The following is a 14,078-nucleotide window of genomic DNA, read 5'->3' on the forward strand; positions in this document are numbered from 1 at the left end:
CAGGTGTCTCGAAGGTGACTGTCAAGCACACGGCTTGCTCACCGGCGACGCTTAAAGGTAGACATACGAAAAGAAGCCTCCACGGGGCTCATTTCCGGAAGCCCTCCGATCCTGCCTCGCATAACTTCCGTATCCGTATGCCAGGCGCTGGGCCCCATTCCCACGACCGCCTCGACCGCGTCGTGCCCCAGGCGCATCTCGAACGCGAGAAGGCTTCGATCCGTCTCGACGAAGTGCTCGTTCAGGCTTTCCGTCACCCGTCGCTCCTTCGAATCGTCCACCGAAAGGAGCCCCAGCCGCTCCACCAGTGGCGCGAGGTGCCGCGGGGTAGGCGTGACCACTACGAGCTCACCCTCCCCCTTGAGCACTCGTGCGAACTCTGCCCCATTTCTAGGGGCAAACACATTGAGAAGCACATCTATCGTGCCATCTCGCAACGGCAGTGGCCGCCACACATCGGCCACCACCGCCCCCACCCGGGCATGTGCCCGCGCCGCCCGCCTGATCGCGTGCTTGGAGACGTCCAGTGCCACCCCCGCGGCCCCGGGCAGTCCGTCGAGCGCCCGCGCGAGATAGTGACCCGTCCCGGCCCCGGCGTCCGCCACCACCTTCGCGCCGGTACGGCAGGCGCCGGCCACCGCCTCCGCCAGCGGGGCGTAGTGCCCGGCGCCGAGGAACGCGTCCCTGGCCGCCACCATGGCCGCGCTGTCGGCGGTTCCCGGCACCCGCGACCCGGTCAGCAGGCTGACGTATCCCTGCCTGGCCACGTCGAAGCCGTGCCCCAGGGCGCACCTCAGGACCCGCCCTTCGAGCTCCAGGGAACCGCGGCAGACCGGGCAGGCGAGGTGTTCGACGACATCGTCCAGCATCTCCCCATCATCTCGCGCCCCGCCGAAGGGGAATTGTCATGATGAGCGGGAGGTCGCACCGGCTCAGGTGGTCTGCTGGATCTGCTGGAGAAAAGCGGCGTTGGACGGGGTCTCGCTGAGCCTGTCGGTGAGAAGCTCCAGCGCCTGCTGCCTCTCCAGGCCGCCCAGCGTGCGGCGCAGCCGCCAGGTGAGCCGCCGCTCCCGGGGGTCGAGGAGGATCTCCTCACGACGGGTGCCCGAGGCGTCGAGGTCGACGGCGGGATAGAGACGCTTGTCGGCGAGGGCGCGGCTGAGGCGCAGTTCCATGTTGCCGGTGCCCTTGAACTCCTCGAAGAGGCTGTCGTCCATCCGTGAGCCGGTCTCGACCAGCGCGGTCGCGAGGATGGTGAGCGAACCGCCGTCGCGCAGGTTGCGTGCGGCGCCGAAGAAGCGGCGAGGGGGGAGCAGGGCCGTGGCGTCGATGCCTCCGGCGAGGGTGCGCCCGCCGCCCGGGGCGAGGTTGTTGTACGCGCGGGCGAGCCGGGTGAGGGAGTCGAGGAGGAGGACGACGTCGTGCCCGTCCTCCGCGAGGCGCTTGGCGCGCTCGACGGCGAGTTCGGCGACGGCGGTGTGGTCGCGGTCGGGACGGTCGAACGTGGACGCGGCGACCTCGCCCTGGATGGACTCGCGCATCTCGGTGACCTCCTCGGGGCGTTCGCCGACGAGCACGACGATGAGGTGGCAGTCCGGGTGGTTGGCGGTGATCGCGGCGGCCAGGTCCCGCAGGACCATCGTCTTGCCCGCCTTGGGCGGGGCGACGATCAGCCCTCGCTGGCCCTTGCCGACCGGGGCGAACAGGTCGACGACCCTGCCGGTCAGCGATCCGGTCTCCAGGCGGAGCCGGTCACGCGGGTGGATCGGGGTCATGTCCGCGAAGTCGGGCCTGTGCCGCCGGGCGGCGGCGCCGTTCACGCTCTCCACCCCCTCCAGCCTCTCGTACGGGGCACGTGCGGTGGCCACGACGTGGTCGCCGGGGCGCAGGCCGTACTCGGAGATCTGGGAGGGGGGAACGCGGACGTCGTGCGGTGACGGCAGGTAGCCGCGGGTCCGGATGTGCCCGGTACGGTCGCGGATGTCGAGCAGGCCGGTCACGGTCTCGACGGGAGCGTCGCGCCCGGGGGACCGGCCGCCCGCGGTCGTGCCGTTTCCGCGGGGGGTTTTCCCCGCGCCGACCGCACGGGGACGCGGGACCTTCCTGGTGGTGATCTTCTCGACGCGGGGTTCTTTGAAGACGGGTTCCGTGGTCATGAGTGACCTTTCACGGGAGATACGGGAGATGCATGAGACGGGGACCGCACGCCTGAGACAGGGGCGGTGAGAGAGAAAAGCGAGAAACGGGGGCGGATCATCGCACGCGGCCTAGCCAGCGGTGCGTCACGCCCGGTATCACGGTAGCACCGTTGCCTCATCCCGAACAGGAGAGCGGATGCTACATCGGTCTATAACGGTTGCCGGGGTCGAGGTGTTCCCGCTGTGTGACGCGGTGGGGGCGATGGGCGAGTCGATCCGGCGCCCGATGGCGCAGATGTTCCCCGGCGGCCGCCACGGCGGGTCGGACGAGTGGATCCTGCACTTCCACTGCTATCTGCTGCGCGACGCGGCGGGCCGTACGGTGCTGGTCGACACCGGCATCGGCCCCCGTGACTCGCTCGCGGCGGGCTGGGCGCCGGTGCCGGGCTCCCTGGGCGCGGAGCTGGCCCGGGTGGGGACGGCTCCCGAGGAGGTGGACGCCGTGGTCATCACGCACCTGCACAGCGACCACGCGAGCGGCGCGGTGGTCGCGGGGGCGCCGGTCTTCGCCAACGCCCGGCACCTCCTGCAGCGCGCCGAGATCGACGCGGCGGGCGAGGAGGTCCTCGACCGCGTCGTCCGGCCGCTGGGCGATCGGGTGCAGGCGGTGGCCGGCGGGGCGGAGGTGCTGCCCGGCATCCGGGTGCTGCTCACGCCGGGGCACACCCCGGGCCACCAGGTCGTCCAGGTCGGCGATCTGGTGCTGACCGGCGACGTGGTGCTGCATCCGGTGCAACTGGAGGACCCGCGAGTGCCCTACCTCTACGACGCCGATCCCGAGCTCGCCACCCTCACGCGGGTGGAACTGCTCGACAAGGTCAGGGCGGCGGGCGGGATGATCGGCACCGCCCACTTCGCCGAGCCCTTCACCAGGATCGCCTGAACCCAGCCCTTCCCCGGCCCTTCGGAAGGTCGGTCCGCACCGGAGGCGCCGGGGGAGGACGAGCACGAGAGGAGCGATCTTCGCCGTACCGGGCAGGTGGTCAGGGGTTCGTCCGGGGAGCCGCGAGCAGGTTGCGGCGTGCCTTGCGCCGGTAGCGGATGACCTGGAAGGCGCCCAGTGCCCAGATCGGGTACTGCGTGGCGAGGGCCCAGCGGAAGGCGTCCAGGCCGTTGTCGCCCCTGAGGTCGAGGGTGACCCCGATCAGGGCGATCACCAGTATGGACGCGACGAAACCGCCGCCGTTCACGATGCCGGTGGCCGCGCCGATCCGGGTGGCCGGGTTGAAGGTCCTGGCGTAGTCGAAGCCGATCATCGACCCCGGCCCGTTGGCCGCCAGCACCGCCATGAGCACGACCAGCAGCCAGAGTGGTGCCCGTCCCGGCCAGAGCAGTACGACGGTCCACGTCCCCGCGGTGGTGCCGATCACGACGAACACCATCCGGGAGCGGTGGAAGGGGAACCGTCCGGCGAGATAGCCGAGCAGCGGCCCGCACACCATGCCGCACAGGGTCAGCGTGGTGAGCAGCACCCCCGCCGTCGAGGGGGTGAGCCCCTGCCCCTGGACCAGGAACGGATATCCCCACAGCAGCAGGAAGGCCGCGGCCGAGCACTGGGTGGCCGCATGGGTCCACATGCCCAGCCGGGTGCCCGGTTCCGCCCAGGCCGCCTTCAGGCTCGGCGGCTCCCCCACGACCTGGGGGAGGGTGTCGCGCAGGACCGTGATCAGCAGGAACGCCGAGACCACGCCTACGACGGCGGCGATCAGGAAGGTCGGCGTCCAGCCGTAGGTGTGCAGGGAGTGGATGAGGGGCACCGCGGAGGCGATCGCGCCCAGCTGGCCGAGCAGGCCGGTGAGCTGGACCATCAGCGGGTTGCGGTGGGCGGGGAAGGAGAGGCGGACCAGCCTGATCACGCTGATGAACGTCATCGCGTCCCCGCACCCGATCAGCGTCCGCCCGGCGATCCCCGGTAGCAGTCCTTCCGCGAGGGCGAAGACGAGCTCGCCGCCGGCCATCACCAGGGCCCCCACGATCAGCATCCGCTTGGAACCGAGCCGATCGACGAGCACTCCCACGGGCACCTGCATGCCCGCGTAGACCAGCAACTGGCACATGGCCAGGATCGAGAGTCCCGCCGCGCCGACGTCGAGCCTCGCCGCCGCCTCGATGCCCGCCACACCCAGCGACTGCCGGTGGAAGACGGCGACGATGTAGGCGAGTACACCGGTGGCCCAGAAGAAAATCGCCCTAGACCGTGGTGTCATGGGGCGAATATTACTTTTTGGGGGTTTTATCAATACGGGCGGGGTCGTGAAGAGCCGGGATCCGCCTTCCCCCGACCGGTCGCCCCGCGCTCCGGAGGGCGGCGAAGGGGGTCCGGGCATGCCTCAGCCGGTGTGACCCGAGGGTCGCACCGGCTGGGGGAAGGCGTGGCGCTTAGCGGTGGTCCGAGCGCCCGTGACGACCGGCCACGAGCTGGTCGGTGGAGGCCTGACGGGGCACGTCGACCCGGGGGTGGGGTGCGGTGTCCTCGACACGGTCGTCGACGCCGTCGCGGTCGCGGTCGACCACGGGGGTCGTGGCGGTCGCGGGAGCGGCGGAGGCGGCCACCGGGGTCGTGGCGGTCGCGGCGGTCGCCGGAGTCTTGGGAGCCTCTTCGAGCTTGCGCTCCAGCTCCCGCTTCTCCTCCTCCAGGCGGGTGACCCGGTCACGCGCCTCGATCCGCGAGGCACGGAGCCTGCGGCGGTGCGCGGCCGAGCGTCGCATACCCGCGAACAGCATCCCCAGGCCGAGCAGGAAAACCGCTCCCGTGGCGACACCCGCGAAGAAGAGCTCCAGCTGGGACAGCTGGAACAGGCGGTCGAAGACCGTGAACGAAGCGGTGGCGGTCGATGTCGTGGTCTCGTCCCAGGAGACCGCGATCACGGCCGCACCCGCGACTACGATCAAGAGAAGTCCCAGCGCTATCATGTGTGACCTCACCTCAGACTTGGGCTGTTGTGGTAGCCCTTGCTGCCCTCGACGAGCGGGATTATTCATCGGATCCCGATGGGCGTCGGAGAATATGACGGACAGGCTTCCTGAAGGTGCCACCGATATCGACATTTGCCTCGATATCACCATTAATAGCGCAGAACGCGGCTTTTCGCCGCGTACCCACCGGGCCGCTCCTGGCCGGACTTCACGGTGCTCGACCGCTCCCCGGCCCAACGGCACGTAGCGGTTCCGTTCACCGGGGCACCTGATCGGCCGGGGAGCCGCCACCGTAGCCTGGTCTCGACCGAGGAGGACCCCGTGACGCGCATCCTCGTCGTCGACGACGAGCCCCAGCTCCTGCGGGCGCTGCGCATCAACCTGGCCGCGCGCCGGTACGAGGTGGCCGTGGCCGACGACGGCGCCGCCGCCCTGCGCCAGGCCGCCGACTGGCACCCCGACCTGGTCGTGCTCGATCTCGGCCTGCCCGACATGGACGGGGTGGACGTCATCCACGGGCTGCGCGGCTGGACGAATGTCCCGATCATCGTGCTGTCCGGCAGGGCCGAGAGCCGTGACAAGGTGGAGGCCCTGGACGCGGGCGCGGACGACTACGTCATCAAGCCGTTCGGCGTCGACGAACTGCTCGCCAGGATCCGCGCGGTGGCGCGCCGGGTCTCCGCCACCGAGGAGGAACCGGCCCGGTTCGTGATCGGCGAGCACGAGGTGGACCTGGCGGGCAAGACCGTCTCCGGCGGCGTACGGCTGACCCCCACCGAGTGGCGCCTGCTGGAGATCCTGGCCCGTAACCCCGGCAAGCTGATCACCCAGCGCCGTCTGCTGAACGACGTCTGGGGCGCCGCCTACGGCAAGGAGACCCACTACCTTCGCCAGTACATGGCCCAGATGCGCAAGAAACTGGAGCGCGACCCCGCCCACCCGGTCCACCTGCTCACCGAACCGGGCATGGGTTACCGCTTCCAGCCCTGACCTGCCCCTTCGCCGGAGCCGGTCTCAACCAGCGGACACCCCCGTGTCAACCATGAGATGACCGGGAATCGGTCAGGCGTGAGTCCGTAGACCCTTTCTGGAGGCATGGTTGAGCACGCGGGGGGTGGTCACCGTGATGCTCGGCGCCGCGGTGCTCTTCTCACTGTCGACGCAGGGCGAGGACACGCGTGCGAGGGCCGCGCCCGCCCGGGTCGCGCCACTGGACAATCCGGACGGCGTGCGTCCCGGCCTGGCGCCCGTCAGATCGGCCGGGGATCGGGGAGCCGCCGTCAGGCTGATCGGCAGACTCAAGGTCAGGCCGATGGGCTCCAAAGCCGGCTACAGCAGGGCCAGGTTCGGCGAGAACTGGGCCGACACCGCCAAAGGGGTGCCGTACGCGCGCAACGGCTGCCGTACCCGCGACGACCTGCTGGCCCGTGACGGCGAGGACGTGCGCTACCGCCGAGGATCCGACTGCGTGGTCGTCTCCATGAGGCTGCGCGACCCCTACACCGGCCGGATCGTCCGCTGGACCAAGAAGCGCTCCGACGAGATCCAGGTCGACCACGTGGTCCCGCTCTCCTACGGGTGGCGGATGGGAGCCTCCCGCTGGCCGATGTCCAAGCGCAAGCGCATCGCCAACGACCCGCTCAACCTCATCCCGGTGTACGGCGCCGCCAACGAGGCGAAGGGCGGCTCGGGACCGGCGTCCTGGCTCCCTCCCGTACGCGGGGTCCGCTGCGCCTACGTCGTCCGCTTCGCCCAGGTCGCCGTGAAATACGACCTGCCGGTCACCCGCGCGGACAAGAAGGTCATGCTCGCCCGGTGCAGGTGACCTCCGCTCGACCGCCCCGAGGTCAGAAGCGGCGGATCAGGGCCTGCTTGGCGGTGGTGAACTCCTCGTCGGTGAGGATGCCGTCCCTGTGCAGGTCGCCGAGCTCGCGCAGGCGGCGCAGGAGCGAGTCCGGGTCGTCGTCGGCGGCGGGTGCCGTGGCGGCCTCGATCGAGAGGGGTTCGGCGGGAGGCGGGTGGGCGCCCGAGGGGTGCGGCAGCCTGGCGAGAACGGCGGCGACGAGCAGGGCCGTGGTGCGGATCTCCTTGTCGAATCCCCACAGGAGCAGGCAGTTCGGGTCATGCTTGGGAGCGAAATTGTGGGGTGCCGTGCCCTTCACATGGAAACGCAGGCAGCCGTTCTCCATGCCCGTGGCCGGGAACCACTCCACGCCGTTCAGGTCCTTCAGCGCGAACCGCTGGGAACCCGCCGACTTCTTGACCCCCTCCGCGGCCCAGTTCCATTCGAGACGGATCGACTCGCCGTCGAACGTGGCCGTGCCGTCGCCGGCCGGGACCACCACGGGGAGTTCGGGGCCGGGCATGAGGTAGCGCTCCGAGGGGCCGTCCGGCACCTGCTCGATCACCAGTGCGTTGCGTACCTCGGTGACGAAATACTCGGCGGCGCCGGTGCGGTTGGCGTCGACGACCAGCTGGTAGGGGTCGGCGTTGTCGGCGATCCGCCCGCGCGTCGCCTGACTGAACGGGTCGGCGCCCTCCCGCAGGCGCAGTCGCAGCCTGCCGCCCTTCTTGCCGGTTTCGTACGCGATGCCGGCCACCGCCTCCAGCGGCACCCGCACCTCTCCCAGCAGCTGTCGCAGTTTCTTCACACTCCGGTCGTGGCCGGGCACGATCCGCAGGATCTCGCCGTCGAACGTCCAGGTTCCGTCGCGCACCATGACCTCCGCCATACGGCGATCGTATGGCAAAGGTCACGGGGGGCTCGCGATCGAGTGGGTTGAGTCATCCCGGACCGGTTCTCCGTCGTCCCGGCACGAGAGCTCCGGTCGTCTTCGGACTCTCCACCCGGGTGCGCCTTGTCGCCGCGAAGAGGCTTCCGGCGGGCGCCCGCCGGGGCCGAGAACGGCGTAAAGGAACGTCGGGAAAGGGTGAAGAAAAGATACTGACATTGGCGTTCGGGCATTTCCCGGGATTTCATGGAGGGGCGGAGTCCACCCCTCGGTAAATGCCTGTTCAGCAACAAATGTCCGCTATACGAAGGGGGTAGGTGTGAAGTCCGGGATCGAACCGGTGGGGTTCTCGCTCGCCGGGGGGTTCGTCACCGTCGTCGCCACGGCCGCGACCGCCTCGCTGCTCCTCGCTCCGGCGGAGACCGCCGGCCGCGTACTGATCATGGCGATCGCCGTGTGCGCCTACGCCGCCCGCGGGGTCCGGGCCGGGGTCGCGCTGGCGACGGCCGTCATGGCGTGGTTCTTCGGCACCGGATTCCTGGTCAACGGTGCCGGGGAGCTCAGCTTCGGCAGGCAGGACCTGCTCCGCCTCGGCCTGTTCACGATCGTCGCGCTGGGCACGAACGCGTGCGTCGCCGGATGCCGGATGGTCGCCGCCAGGCGTCGCCTCCGCGTCCCGTTGCCGGGAGAAGACCCCTCGCGTCTGGTCCTCGCCCGAAACTGACGCGCCGCACGGCCCGAGGGCCGGGTGATCGTGGGGCGCGGGAGGCCGTGCGCGTTCGAGGGATTCGACATCGTTCGAGGGATTCGACATGGAGAATGCCGCGCCCGGCCGGTGCCGGGTGCGGCATTCTCTTTTGACGACATTTTTTCATTTGTCAGGCTCGGAACTCGGCGAGGTTCAGAGCGGCGGTGTCTCGTCGGTGAACTTGGCGCAGTTCGCGGGGTAGGCGGGAGGTCCATGAGGTGTTCCCGGAGCGAAGAAGCCTCCCGTCCGGGGAACCGGCCGCCCGAGAAGACACTTCGTCCGGGCGACCTGACCGGACGAACTCTGGACCGTGAGGTGAAGGTACGGAAGGGCGCCGTCATGGAGGATCGTCGTCGCGACGTCCACCACGTCGGTGGGATGACCGGGGATCTTCGAAAGATCGTGCCAGAGCGGAGTCGTGCGCGGATCGCGGAGTTGTGCCGTCCTGTCGTTCCTGACCGACGCGGTGATCGGTTCGAAAAGCAGGTACGACACCGAGACGGCGGAGGTCGGTGCCCCGGGGCCGATCGGTCCCGCGGGTCCCTCCGGGCCAGGTGCTCCAGGCTCGCCCGCGGCTCCGGTGGCGCCGGTCGGTCCCACCGGTCCGGTGGCGCCGGGTTCGCCGGCCGGACCGACGGGTCCCGGAGCGCCGTCCGCACCCGCGGGCCCGGGGGCGCCGACCGGACCTTCCGGGCCCATCGGCCCGACGAGGCCGACCGGTCCTTCGGGGCCGATCGGCCCCGCGGGTCCTTCAGGGCCGATCGGCCCCACCGGCCCTTCCGGGCCGATCGGCCCTACCGGTCCCGCGAGTCCCTGGGGACCTGCCGGACCCTCGGGTCCTTCCGGGCCGATCGGGCCGGTGAGCCCGTCCGGGCCCTGGGGGCCGATCGGTCCCGCGGGTCCCATCGGTCCCACAGGACCGGTGGCACCCGTCGCGCCCGCGGGTCCCATCGCGCCCGCCGGGCCCGGTGCCCCAGGAAGGCCGGGGGCACCGGTGTCGCCCTTCGGACCCGTCGCTCCTGTCGGTCCTGCGGGACCGGGAACTCCCTTGGGGCCTGCCGGGCCGGCCGGGCCTGCGGGGCCGACCAGAATCGCGGGCCCTGCCGGATTCGCCAGGCCTGCCGTGTCCGTGGATCCCGCTGGTTTCGCGGGTCCTGCCGGTTTCGCGGGTCCCGCCGATTTGGCAGGTTCCGCCGGTTTCGCGGGTCCTGCTGGTTTCGCGGGTCCTGCTGGTTTCGCGGGTCCCGCTGATTTGGCAGGTTCCGCTGGTTTCGCGGGCCCCGCGGGTTTGGCCGGACCGGGTAGGCCGAGCGGATCGCGTGGAACATCTGGAAGATCCGTTTTGGCGGGATTTTCTTTAGCGGGATTCGCCGGGATCGCCGATTCCGACGGCAGTTCGAGACTCGACGATTTCTTTCCGCGGTCCCGGCCGCTCCTGCCCTTTCCGCTGCCCCGATTCTTGCCGGGACGATCGCGGTCACACACGCAGTTCTGTCCACGGCACTTGCAGTCTTCCCGCCCGAGGGTTCCGATCAGGGAGAAGCTCGCGCCCCCGGGCGCGCCGATCGTCCTCCCGACCGGGACGGTCTCGCTACCCGCGGCTCGCGTGCTGAGGAGAACGACTCCCGTGGTGTCGGTCACGGCGCCGGCCGGTGCCTGGCAGGAAAGTGCCAGAATGGCGCCGATTGCTGTTGTCGCGACGGACCGGTTTCGAGCGTGTTGGCTGGAATTAATGTTTTGAGCCCGTCTTCTACCGCTAAAAGTCATCGCATTCCATGTCTTTTGTGATTTCAGGAGATCGGATTGCTTGAACCGCGACGATGGCGGCAAGCAGGAGTTACCCGATGATCGACATGGCAAAGCGCGACCCTCGTTAAGAAGGTTTAAACGGATTCGTCAATGGCGGGGATATGTCCAGGTTGCTGGATTCCCCGTCGTACGGTCGCGGCAGATGGTGCTCTCTCGATTCGTATATCCGAGTCGAGGCATTTTTGTTGCCCGTAATGATTTTTGAGATGATTATTCGGGCCAAAATCAGTGACGTGCGTCGTGCCGTCCCCGGCGGCGGGACCGGAAGTGCCGGATCCCGCCGCCGACAGGTGTCGTGGGTGAACCGGTGGACGCCCTCCCGGTCGTGTCCGCCGGTCGTGTCTACTGACCCTCGCTCGCCTGCGCCTCTCCCTGCTCGGCGAGCGTGCCGCACTTGTAGCCCGGCTCGCGGTCCGGCTGCAGCTGGACGTTGCCGAGGAGCGTGCCGTCGATCGGGCGCCGGAAGGTCTCCAGCTTGTCGCAGTCGTAGAAGACATAGGTGCCCTGGCTCTCGCCGAGCAGCATCATCCACCGGCCGTCGTAGAGGGGCTTGTTGTCGTCGGCGTTCTTGATGACGGCCCACTGGTCCTGGAAGCCGACGTAGGGGAGGAGGTCGTTGGCCCGTCCCGTCTCCTGCATCTCGATCGCGCCCATGGTCATCTGCAGGATCAGCAGGAATCCCAGGCCGATGCCCGTGAGGGCGCCGGTGAGCACCTTCAGGCCGGCGCGGCCGACGGGCTTGCGGCGCAGCAGCCGGAACGGCACCAGGAACGTCAGCACGCCCAGCCCCACCGCGACGACGACCATGACGGCGATGTCGAGGTCGCCCACGAGGTTCAGCAGACCCCAGTAGGTCGCGCCACACCACAGCGCGGCGATCAGGGCGGCCACCCAGGGGCGGCTCCGTACGGCCGTCATGACTTTTCCGACCGCGCCGAGGGTCATCTTGTCGGCGATCCAGCCCACCCCGACGACGAGGCCGAGGAGCGGCGCGATGAAGAGCAGAAGCAGGATCAGCGTCCCCATCAACCGGCCGAGCAGGACGGACTGGTCGATTCCCGCCTGCTGGGGGCTGATGCCGAACACGCCGTACATCTGCTCGACGCCGAGGTAGAGGACGGCGTAGAACGCGACGCCGATCGGGACGATGATCGAGCCGATGCGCTCGATCATCGCCAGCACGCCGCTGCCCTCCTCCTCCGTGGGTTCCACGGGCTCTGCGGAGGTTTCGGCGGGAGGCGCAGGGGGGATATATGCCTGTCGCTCTGAAATATCCTGGCTTGTCACGAAGAATGATGTTAGGTCATGGCGATTGACGCGACGTTGACTATCTGTAAACGCGTCGAATCCGCCCTTCACCTGGGCGGGAGCAGTGGAGACCGGCTCTCCTCGAAAAACCGTCATAGGGGGACGAATCGCCCGCCCGGGGTTCCCTTGCTCGCAGTGTCCCGCAGTCCGGAGTGGTCCCACTAACCTCCGGGATGTCCTCCTGATCTGTGAAAAGTAACTATAAGTTTTTGCTGCGCGACCTAAAGTGATGGAGCTAGCCTGCCTACCGACACAGGCGGACCGTGGCGAGGGCGACGGGAGCGCGAGCGAACGACGAGACACGGCGAGAGATGGCGAGAGACGGTGAAGGCATGGTGATGGAAGGCGCGGTGGCCGTGGTCACCGGTGCGGCACAGGGCATCGGCGAGGCCGTGGTGCGAGCCCTGACGGCGACGGGCACACGTGTCGCCGCGCTCGACGTGAACGCCGAGCGGGTCGCGCGGGTCGCCGCCGACCTCGGCGTCGCGGTCGCCTACCCCTGCCAGGTCACCGACAGCGCCGCCGTCGACGACGTGGTCGCGCGGGTCGAGGCCGATCTCGGCCCGATCGAGCTGCTCGTCAACGTCGCGGGGGTGCTCTGCTCGGGACCCGCCGTCGCCATCAGCGACGACGACTGGGCTCGCACGTTCGCCGTCAACACCGGCGGAGTCTTCCACCTGTCCCGCGCGGTCGCCCGCCGGATGATCCCCCGCAGATCCGGGGCGATCGTCACCGTGGGGTCCAACGCCGCGGGCGTGCCCCGGACCAACATGTCGGCCTACGCCGCCTCCAAGGCCGCGGCCGCGCAGTTCACCAAGTGCCTCGGCCTGGAGCTGGCGCAGTACGGCATTCGCTGCAACGTGGTGTCGCCCGGCTCCACCGACACTCCCATGCAGCGTGCCCTGTGGGCCGGCGGCCACGACGCCAGGACGGTCATCGACGGTTCGCCGGCCAGTTTCCGGGTGGGCATCCCCCTCGGCAGGCTGGCCGATCCCGCCGACATCGCGGACGCCGTCCTCTTCCTGGCCTCCGACCGTGCCAGGCACATCACCATGCAGGACCTGTACGTCGACGGGGGCGCCACGCTCCGGTCGTAGTACGGCACACCCCCCGTTCCTGGATTTCTCCCGACAGGAGACCTCTTAGCCATGTCGTCGAACGACACCAGCACCATGTCTCGAACGCCCGACCTTCTGGGAGATTACGAGCCCGGCACCTTCTTCTTCACCTCGCCGACCAGGACCCTGCTCGCCAGAGGGGTGGTCCAGGAGGTCCCCGACTCCGGGACGACGAGCCTGCAGGGGCGCGTCGCCTCGGCCCTGCGCGACGCACGGGATTCCGGTCACCCCAATCCCGTGGTGGTGGGCGCGGTTCCCTTCCGCGACGACCGTCCCGCGCGCCTGCTGGTGCCCGCCACCGTCTGCTGGACGAGTCCGCCGACCGGCCTCTCCGCCGCCCCCGAGCAGGTCACGGGAACGTTCACCGGGGTCGGTCCGGTCTCCGATTCCGACGACTACATGCGCGGTGTGGAGAAGGCGCTGGTCAAGCTGACCGCCGGAGAGCTCCAGAAAATCGTGCTGGCCCGGACCCTGGACATCACCATGGGCGCGCCCGTCGACGTCGGCCGCATCCTGCGCAACCTCGTCCGGCGCGACCCACAGGCCTACGGTTACGCGGTCGACCTGCCGTCGAGCGACGACACGGCCCGTACCCTCCTGGGAGCCAGTCCCGAACTCCTCGTCTCCCGCTCAGGCCGCCGGATCACGACGAACCCGCTCGCGGGGTCCGCGCCCCGCCACCCCGACCCCGTCGTCGACCGCGAACGGGCCCGCGCTCTGCTCGCCTCGGACAAGGACCTTCGCGAGCACGCCCTGGTGATCGAGAGCATCGTGGAGGCACTGCGCCCGTACTGCAGGAAGTTGTCCGTCCCCGCCGGGCCCTCGCCGCTGTCCACCGCCTCCATGTGGCACCTGTCGACCCGGATCACCGGCGTGCTGGACGACCCGACGGTCACCTCGCTGGAACTGGCCACCGTGCTGCACCCCACCCCCGCCGTCTGCGGCACGCCCGCGAGCGCCGCGCGTGAGGCGATCGAGGAGATCGAGTCGTTCGACCGCGGTCTGTACACCGGCCTGGTCGGGTGGGGGGACGTGACGGGCGACGGCGAATGGGTCGTGACCATCCGCTGCGCCGAGGTCGCCGACCAGACCCTGAGGCTGTTCGCGGGCGCGGGGATCGTCGCGGGGTCGGTACCGGAGACCGAGCTCGCCGAGACGACCGCCAAGTTCCAGACCATGCTCCGCGCCGTCGGCCTGGACCAGGACCGCTGACCCGCCGGCACGGGAAACGATCCGCCGTCACGGGCGA

Annotated in this window: 13 protein-coding genes; 6 read left to right on the forward strand and 7 right to left on the reverse strand. The window is 69.6% G+C overall.

Features of this window, described 5'->3' with window-relative positions; genetic code table 11:
* Positions 1-38 precede the first annotated feature (38 nt).
* Together AB0B90_RS33860 and rho are read right to left on the reverse strand one after the other, a co-directional pair.
* Positions 39-869 (reverse strand): putative RNA methyltransferase, encoded by an 831-nt coding sequence (locus tag AB0B90_RS33860; protein ID WP_362926350.1) that lies wholly within the window; start codon positions 867-869, stop codon positions 39-41.
* Between the two features lie 63 nt (positions 870-932).
* Positions 933-2,156, reverse strand: a complete 1,224-nt coding sequence (rho, locus tag AB0B90_RS33865; RefSeq protein ID WP_362926351.1) for a transcription termination factor Rho — start codon at positions 2,154-2,156, stop codon at positions 933-935.
* Positions 2,157-2,334: 178 nt separating this feature from the next.
* Here rho and AB0B90_RS33870 point away from each other — a divergent pair, with 178 nt between their 5' ends.
* Positions 2,335-3,081: an MBL fold metallo-hydrolase gene (locus tag AB0B90_RS33870; protein ID WP_362926352.1), complete on the forward strand. Its 747-nt coding sequence runs from the start codon at positions 2,335-2,337 to the stop codon at positions 3,079-3,081.
* Between the two features lie 100 nt (positions 3,082-3,181).
* Here the strand turns inward: AB0B90_RS33870 and AB0B90_RS33875 are convergent, their stop codons facing one another.
* Together AB0B90_RS33875 and AB0B90_RS33880 are read right to left on the reverse strand one after the other, a co-directional pair.
* Positions 3,182-4,405: an MFS transporter gene (locus tag AB0B90_RS33875; protein ID WP_350942446.1), complete on the reverse strand. Its 1,224-nt coding sequence runs from the start codon at positions 4,403-4,405 to the stop codon at positions 3,182-3,184.
* A gap of 172 nt (positions 4,406-4,577) precedes the next feature.
* Positions 4,578-5,090, reverse strand: coding sequence for a hypothetical protein (locus AB0B90_RS33880; RefSeq protein ID WP_362926353.1), 513 nt, complete (start codon positions 5,088-5,090; stop codon positions 4,578-4,580).
* Between the two features lie 345 nt (positions 5,091-5,435).
* Here AB0B90_RS33880 and AB0B90_RS33885 point away from each other — a divergent pair, with 345 nt between their 5' ends.
* Both AB0B90_RS33885 and AB0B90_RS33890 read left to right on the forward strand, forming a co-directional pair.
* Positions 5,436-6,104: a response regulator gene (locus AB0B90_RS33885; RefSeq protein WP_350942450.1), complete on the forward strand. Its 669-nt coding sequence runs from the start codon at positions 5,436-5,438 to the stop codon at positions 6,102-6,104.
* Positions 6,105-6,213: 109 nt separating this feature from the next.
* Positions 6,214-6,939 (forward strand): HNH endonuclease family protein, encoded by a 726-nt coding sequence (locus AB0B90_RS33890; protein WP_350942452.1) that lies wholly within the window; start codon positions 6,214-6,216, stop codon positions 6,937-6,939.
* Positions 6,940-6,961: 22 nt separating this feature from the next.
* Here the strand turns inward: AB0B90_RS33890 and AB0B90_RS33895 are convergent, their stop codons facing one another.
* A complete protein-coding gene (locus tag AB0B90_RS33895) occupies positions 6,962-7,846 on the reverse strand; it encodes a DUF4429 domain-containing protein (RefSeq protein ID WP_350942454.1) in 885 nt (294 codons plus the stop codon).
* Between the two features lie 319 nt (positions 7,847-8,165).
* On the opposite strand from AB0B90_RS33895, the gene AB0B90_RS33900 reads away from it, so the two are divergent.
* Positions 8,166-8,570, forward strand: a complete 405-nt coding sequence (locus tag AB0B90_RS33900; protein ID WP_350942455.1) for a hypothetical protein — start codon at positions 8,166-8,168, stop codon at positions 8,568-8,570.
* A 177-nt stretch (positions 8,571-8,747) separates the two neighbouring features.
* Here AB0B90_RS33900 and AB0B90_RS33905 read toward each other — a convergent pair whose 3' ends face one another.
* A complete protein-coding gene (locus AB0B90_RS33905) occupies positions 8,748-9,500 on the reverse strand; it encodes a hypothetical protein (RefSeq protein ID WP_350942457.1) in 753 nt (250 codons plus the stop codon).
* A gap of 1,245 nt (positions 9,501-10,745) precedes the next feature.
* Positions 10,746-11,615 carry a hypothetical protein gene (locus tag AB0B90_RS33910; protein WP_362903803.1) on the reverse strand — a complete coding sequence of 290 codons (870 nt, stop codon included), beginning with the start codon at positions 11,613-11,615 and terminating at the stop codon, positions 10,746-10,748.
* 428 nt (positions 11,616-12,043) lie between these two features.
* On the opposite strand from AB0B90_RS33910, the gene AB0B90_RS33915 reads away from it, so the two are divergent.
* Positions 12,044-12,808, forward strand: coding sequence for a 2,3-dihydro-2,3-dihydroxybenzoate dehydrogenase (locus tag AB0B90_RS33915; protein WP_350942460.1), 765 nt, complete (start codon positions 12,044-12,046; stop codon positions 12,806-12,808).
* Positions 12,809-12,859: 51 nt separating this feature from the next.
* Positions 12,860-14,041 carry an isochorismate synthase DhbC gene (gene dhbC, locus AB0B90_RS33920; protein ID WP_350942462.1) on the forward strand — a complete coding sequence of 394 codons (1,182 nt, stop codon included), beginning with the start codon at positions 12,860-12,862 and terminating at the stop codon, positions 14,039-14,041.
* Positions 14,042-14,078 lie beyond the last annotated feature (37 nt).

Origin of the sequence: Streptosporangium sp. NPDC049078 (assembly GCF_040648855.1) — a bacterium.
Classification (GTDB): Bacteria; Actinomycetota; Actinomycetes; order Streptosporangiales; family Streptosporangiaceae; genus Streptosporangium.

What these genes read in the sequence shown, in the direction of transcription:
- AB0B90_RS33915 (WP_350942460.1), top strand. Translation starts at nt 12,044, where the DNA reads ATGGTGATGGAAGGCGCGGTGGCCGTGGTCACCGGTGCGGCACAGGGC.
- AB0B90_RS33875 (WP_350942446.1), bottom strand. Translation starts at nt 4,405, where the DNA reads ATGACACCACGGTCTAGGGCGATTTTCTTCTGGGCCACCGGTGTACTC.
- AB0B90_RS33895 (WP_350942454.1), bottom strand. Translation starts at nt 7,846, where the DNA reads ATGGCGGAGGTCATGGTGCGCGACGGAACCTGGACGTTCGACGGCGAG.
- AB0B90_RS33860 (WP_362926350.1), bottom strand. Translation starts at nt 869, where the DNA reads ATGCTGGACGATGTCGTCGAACACCTCGCCTGCCCGGTCTGCCGCGGT.
- dhbC (WP_350942462.1), top strand. Translation starts at nt 12,860, where the DNA reads ATGTCGTCGAACGACACCAGCACCATGTCTCGAACGCCCGACCTTCTG.
- rho (WP_362926351.1), bottom strand. Translation starts at nt 2,156, where the DNA reads ATGACCACGGAACCCGTCTTCAAAGAACCCCGCGTCGAGAAGATCACC.
- AB0B90_RS33905 (WP_350942457.1), bottom strand. Translation starts at nt 9,500, where the DNA reads ATGGGACCCGCGGGACCGATCGGCCCCCAGGGCCCGGACGGGCTCACC.
- AB0B90_RS33870 (WP_362926352.1), top strand. Translation starts at nt 2,335, where the DNA reads ATGCTACATCGGTCTATAACGGTTGCCGGGGTCGAGGTGTTCCCGCTG.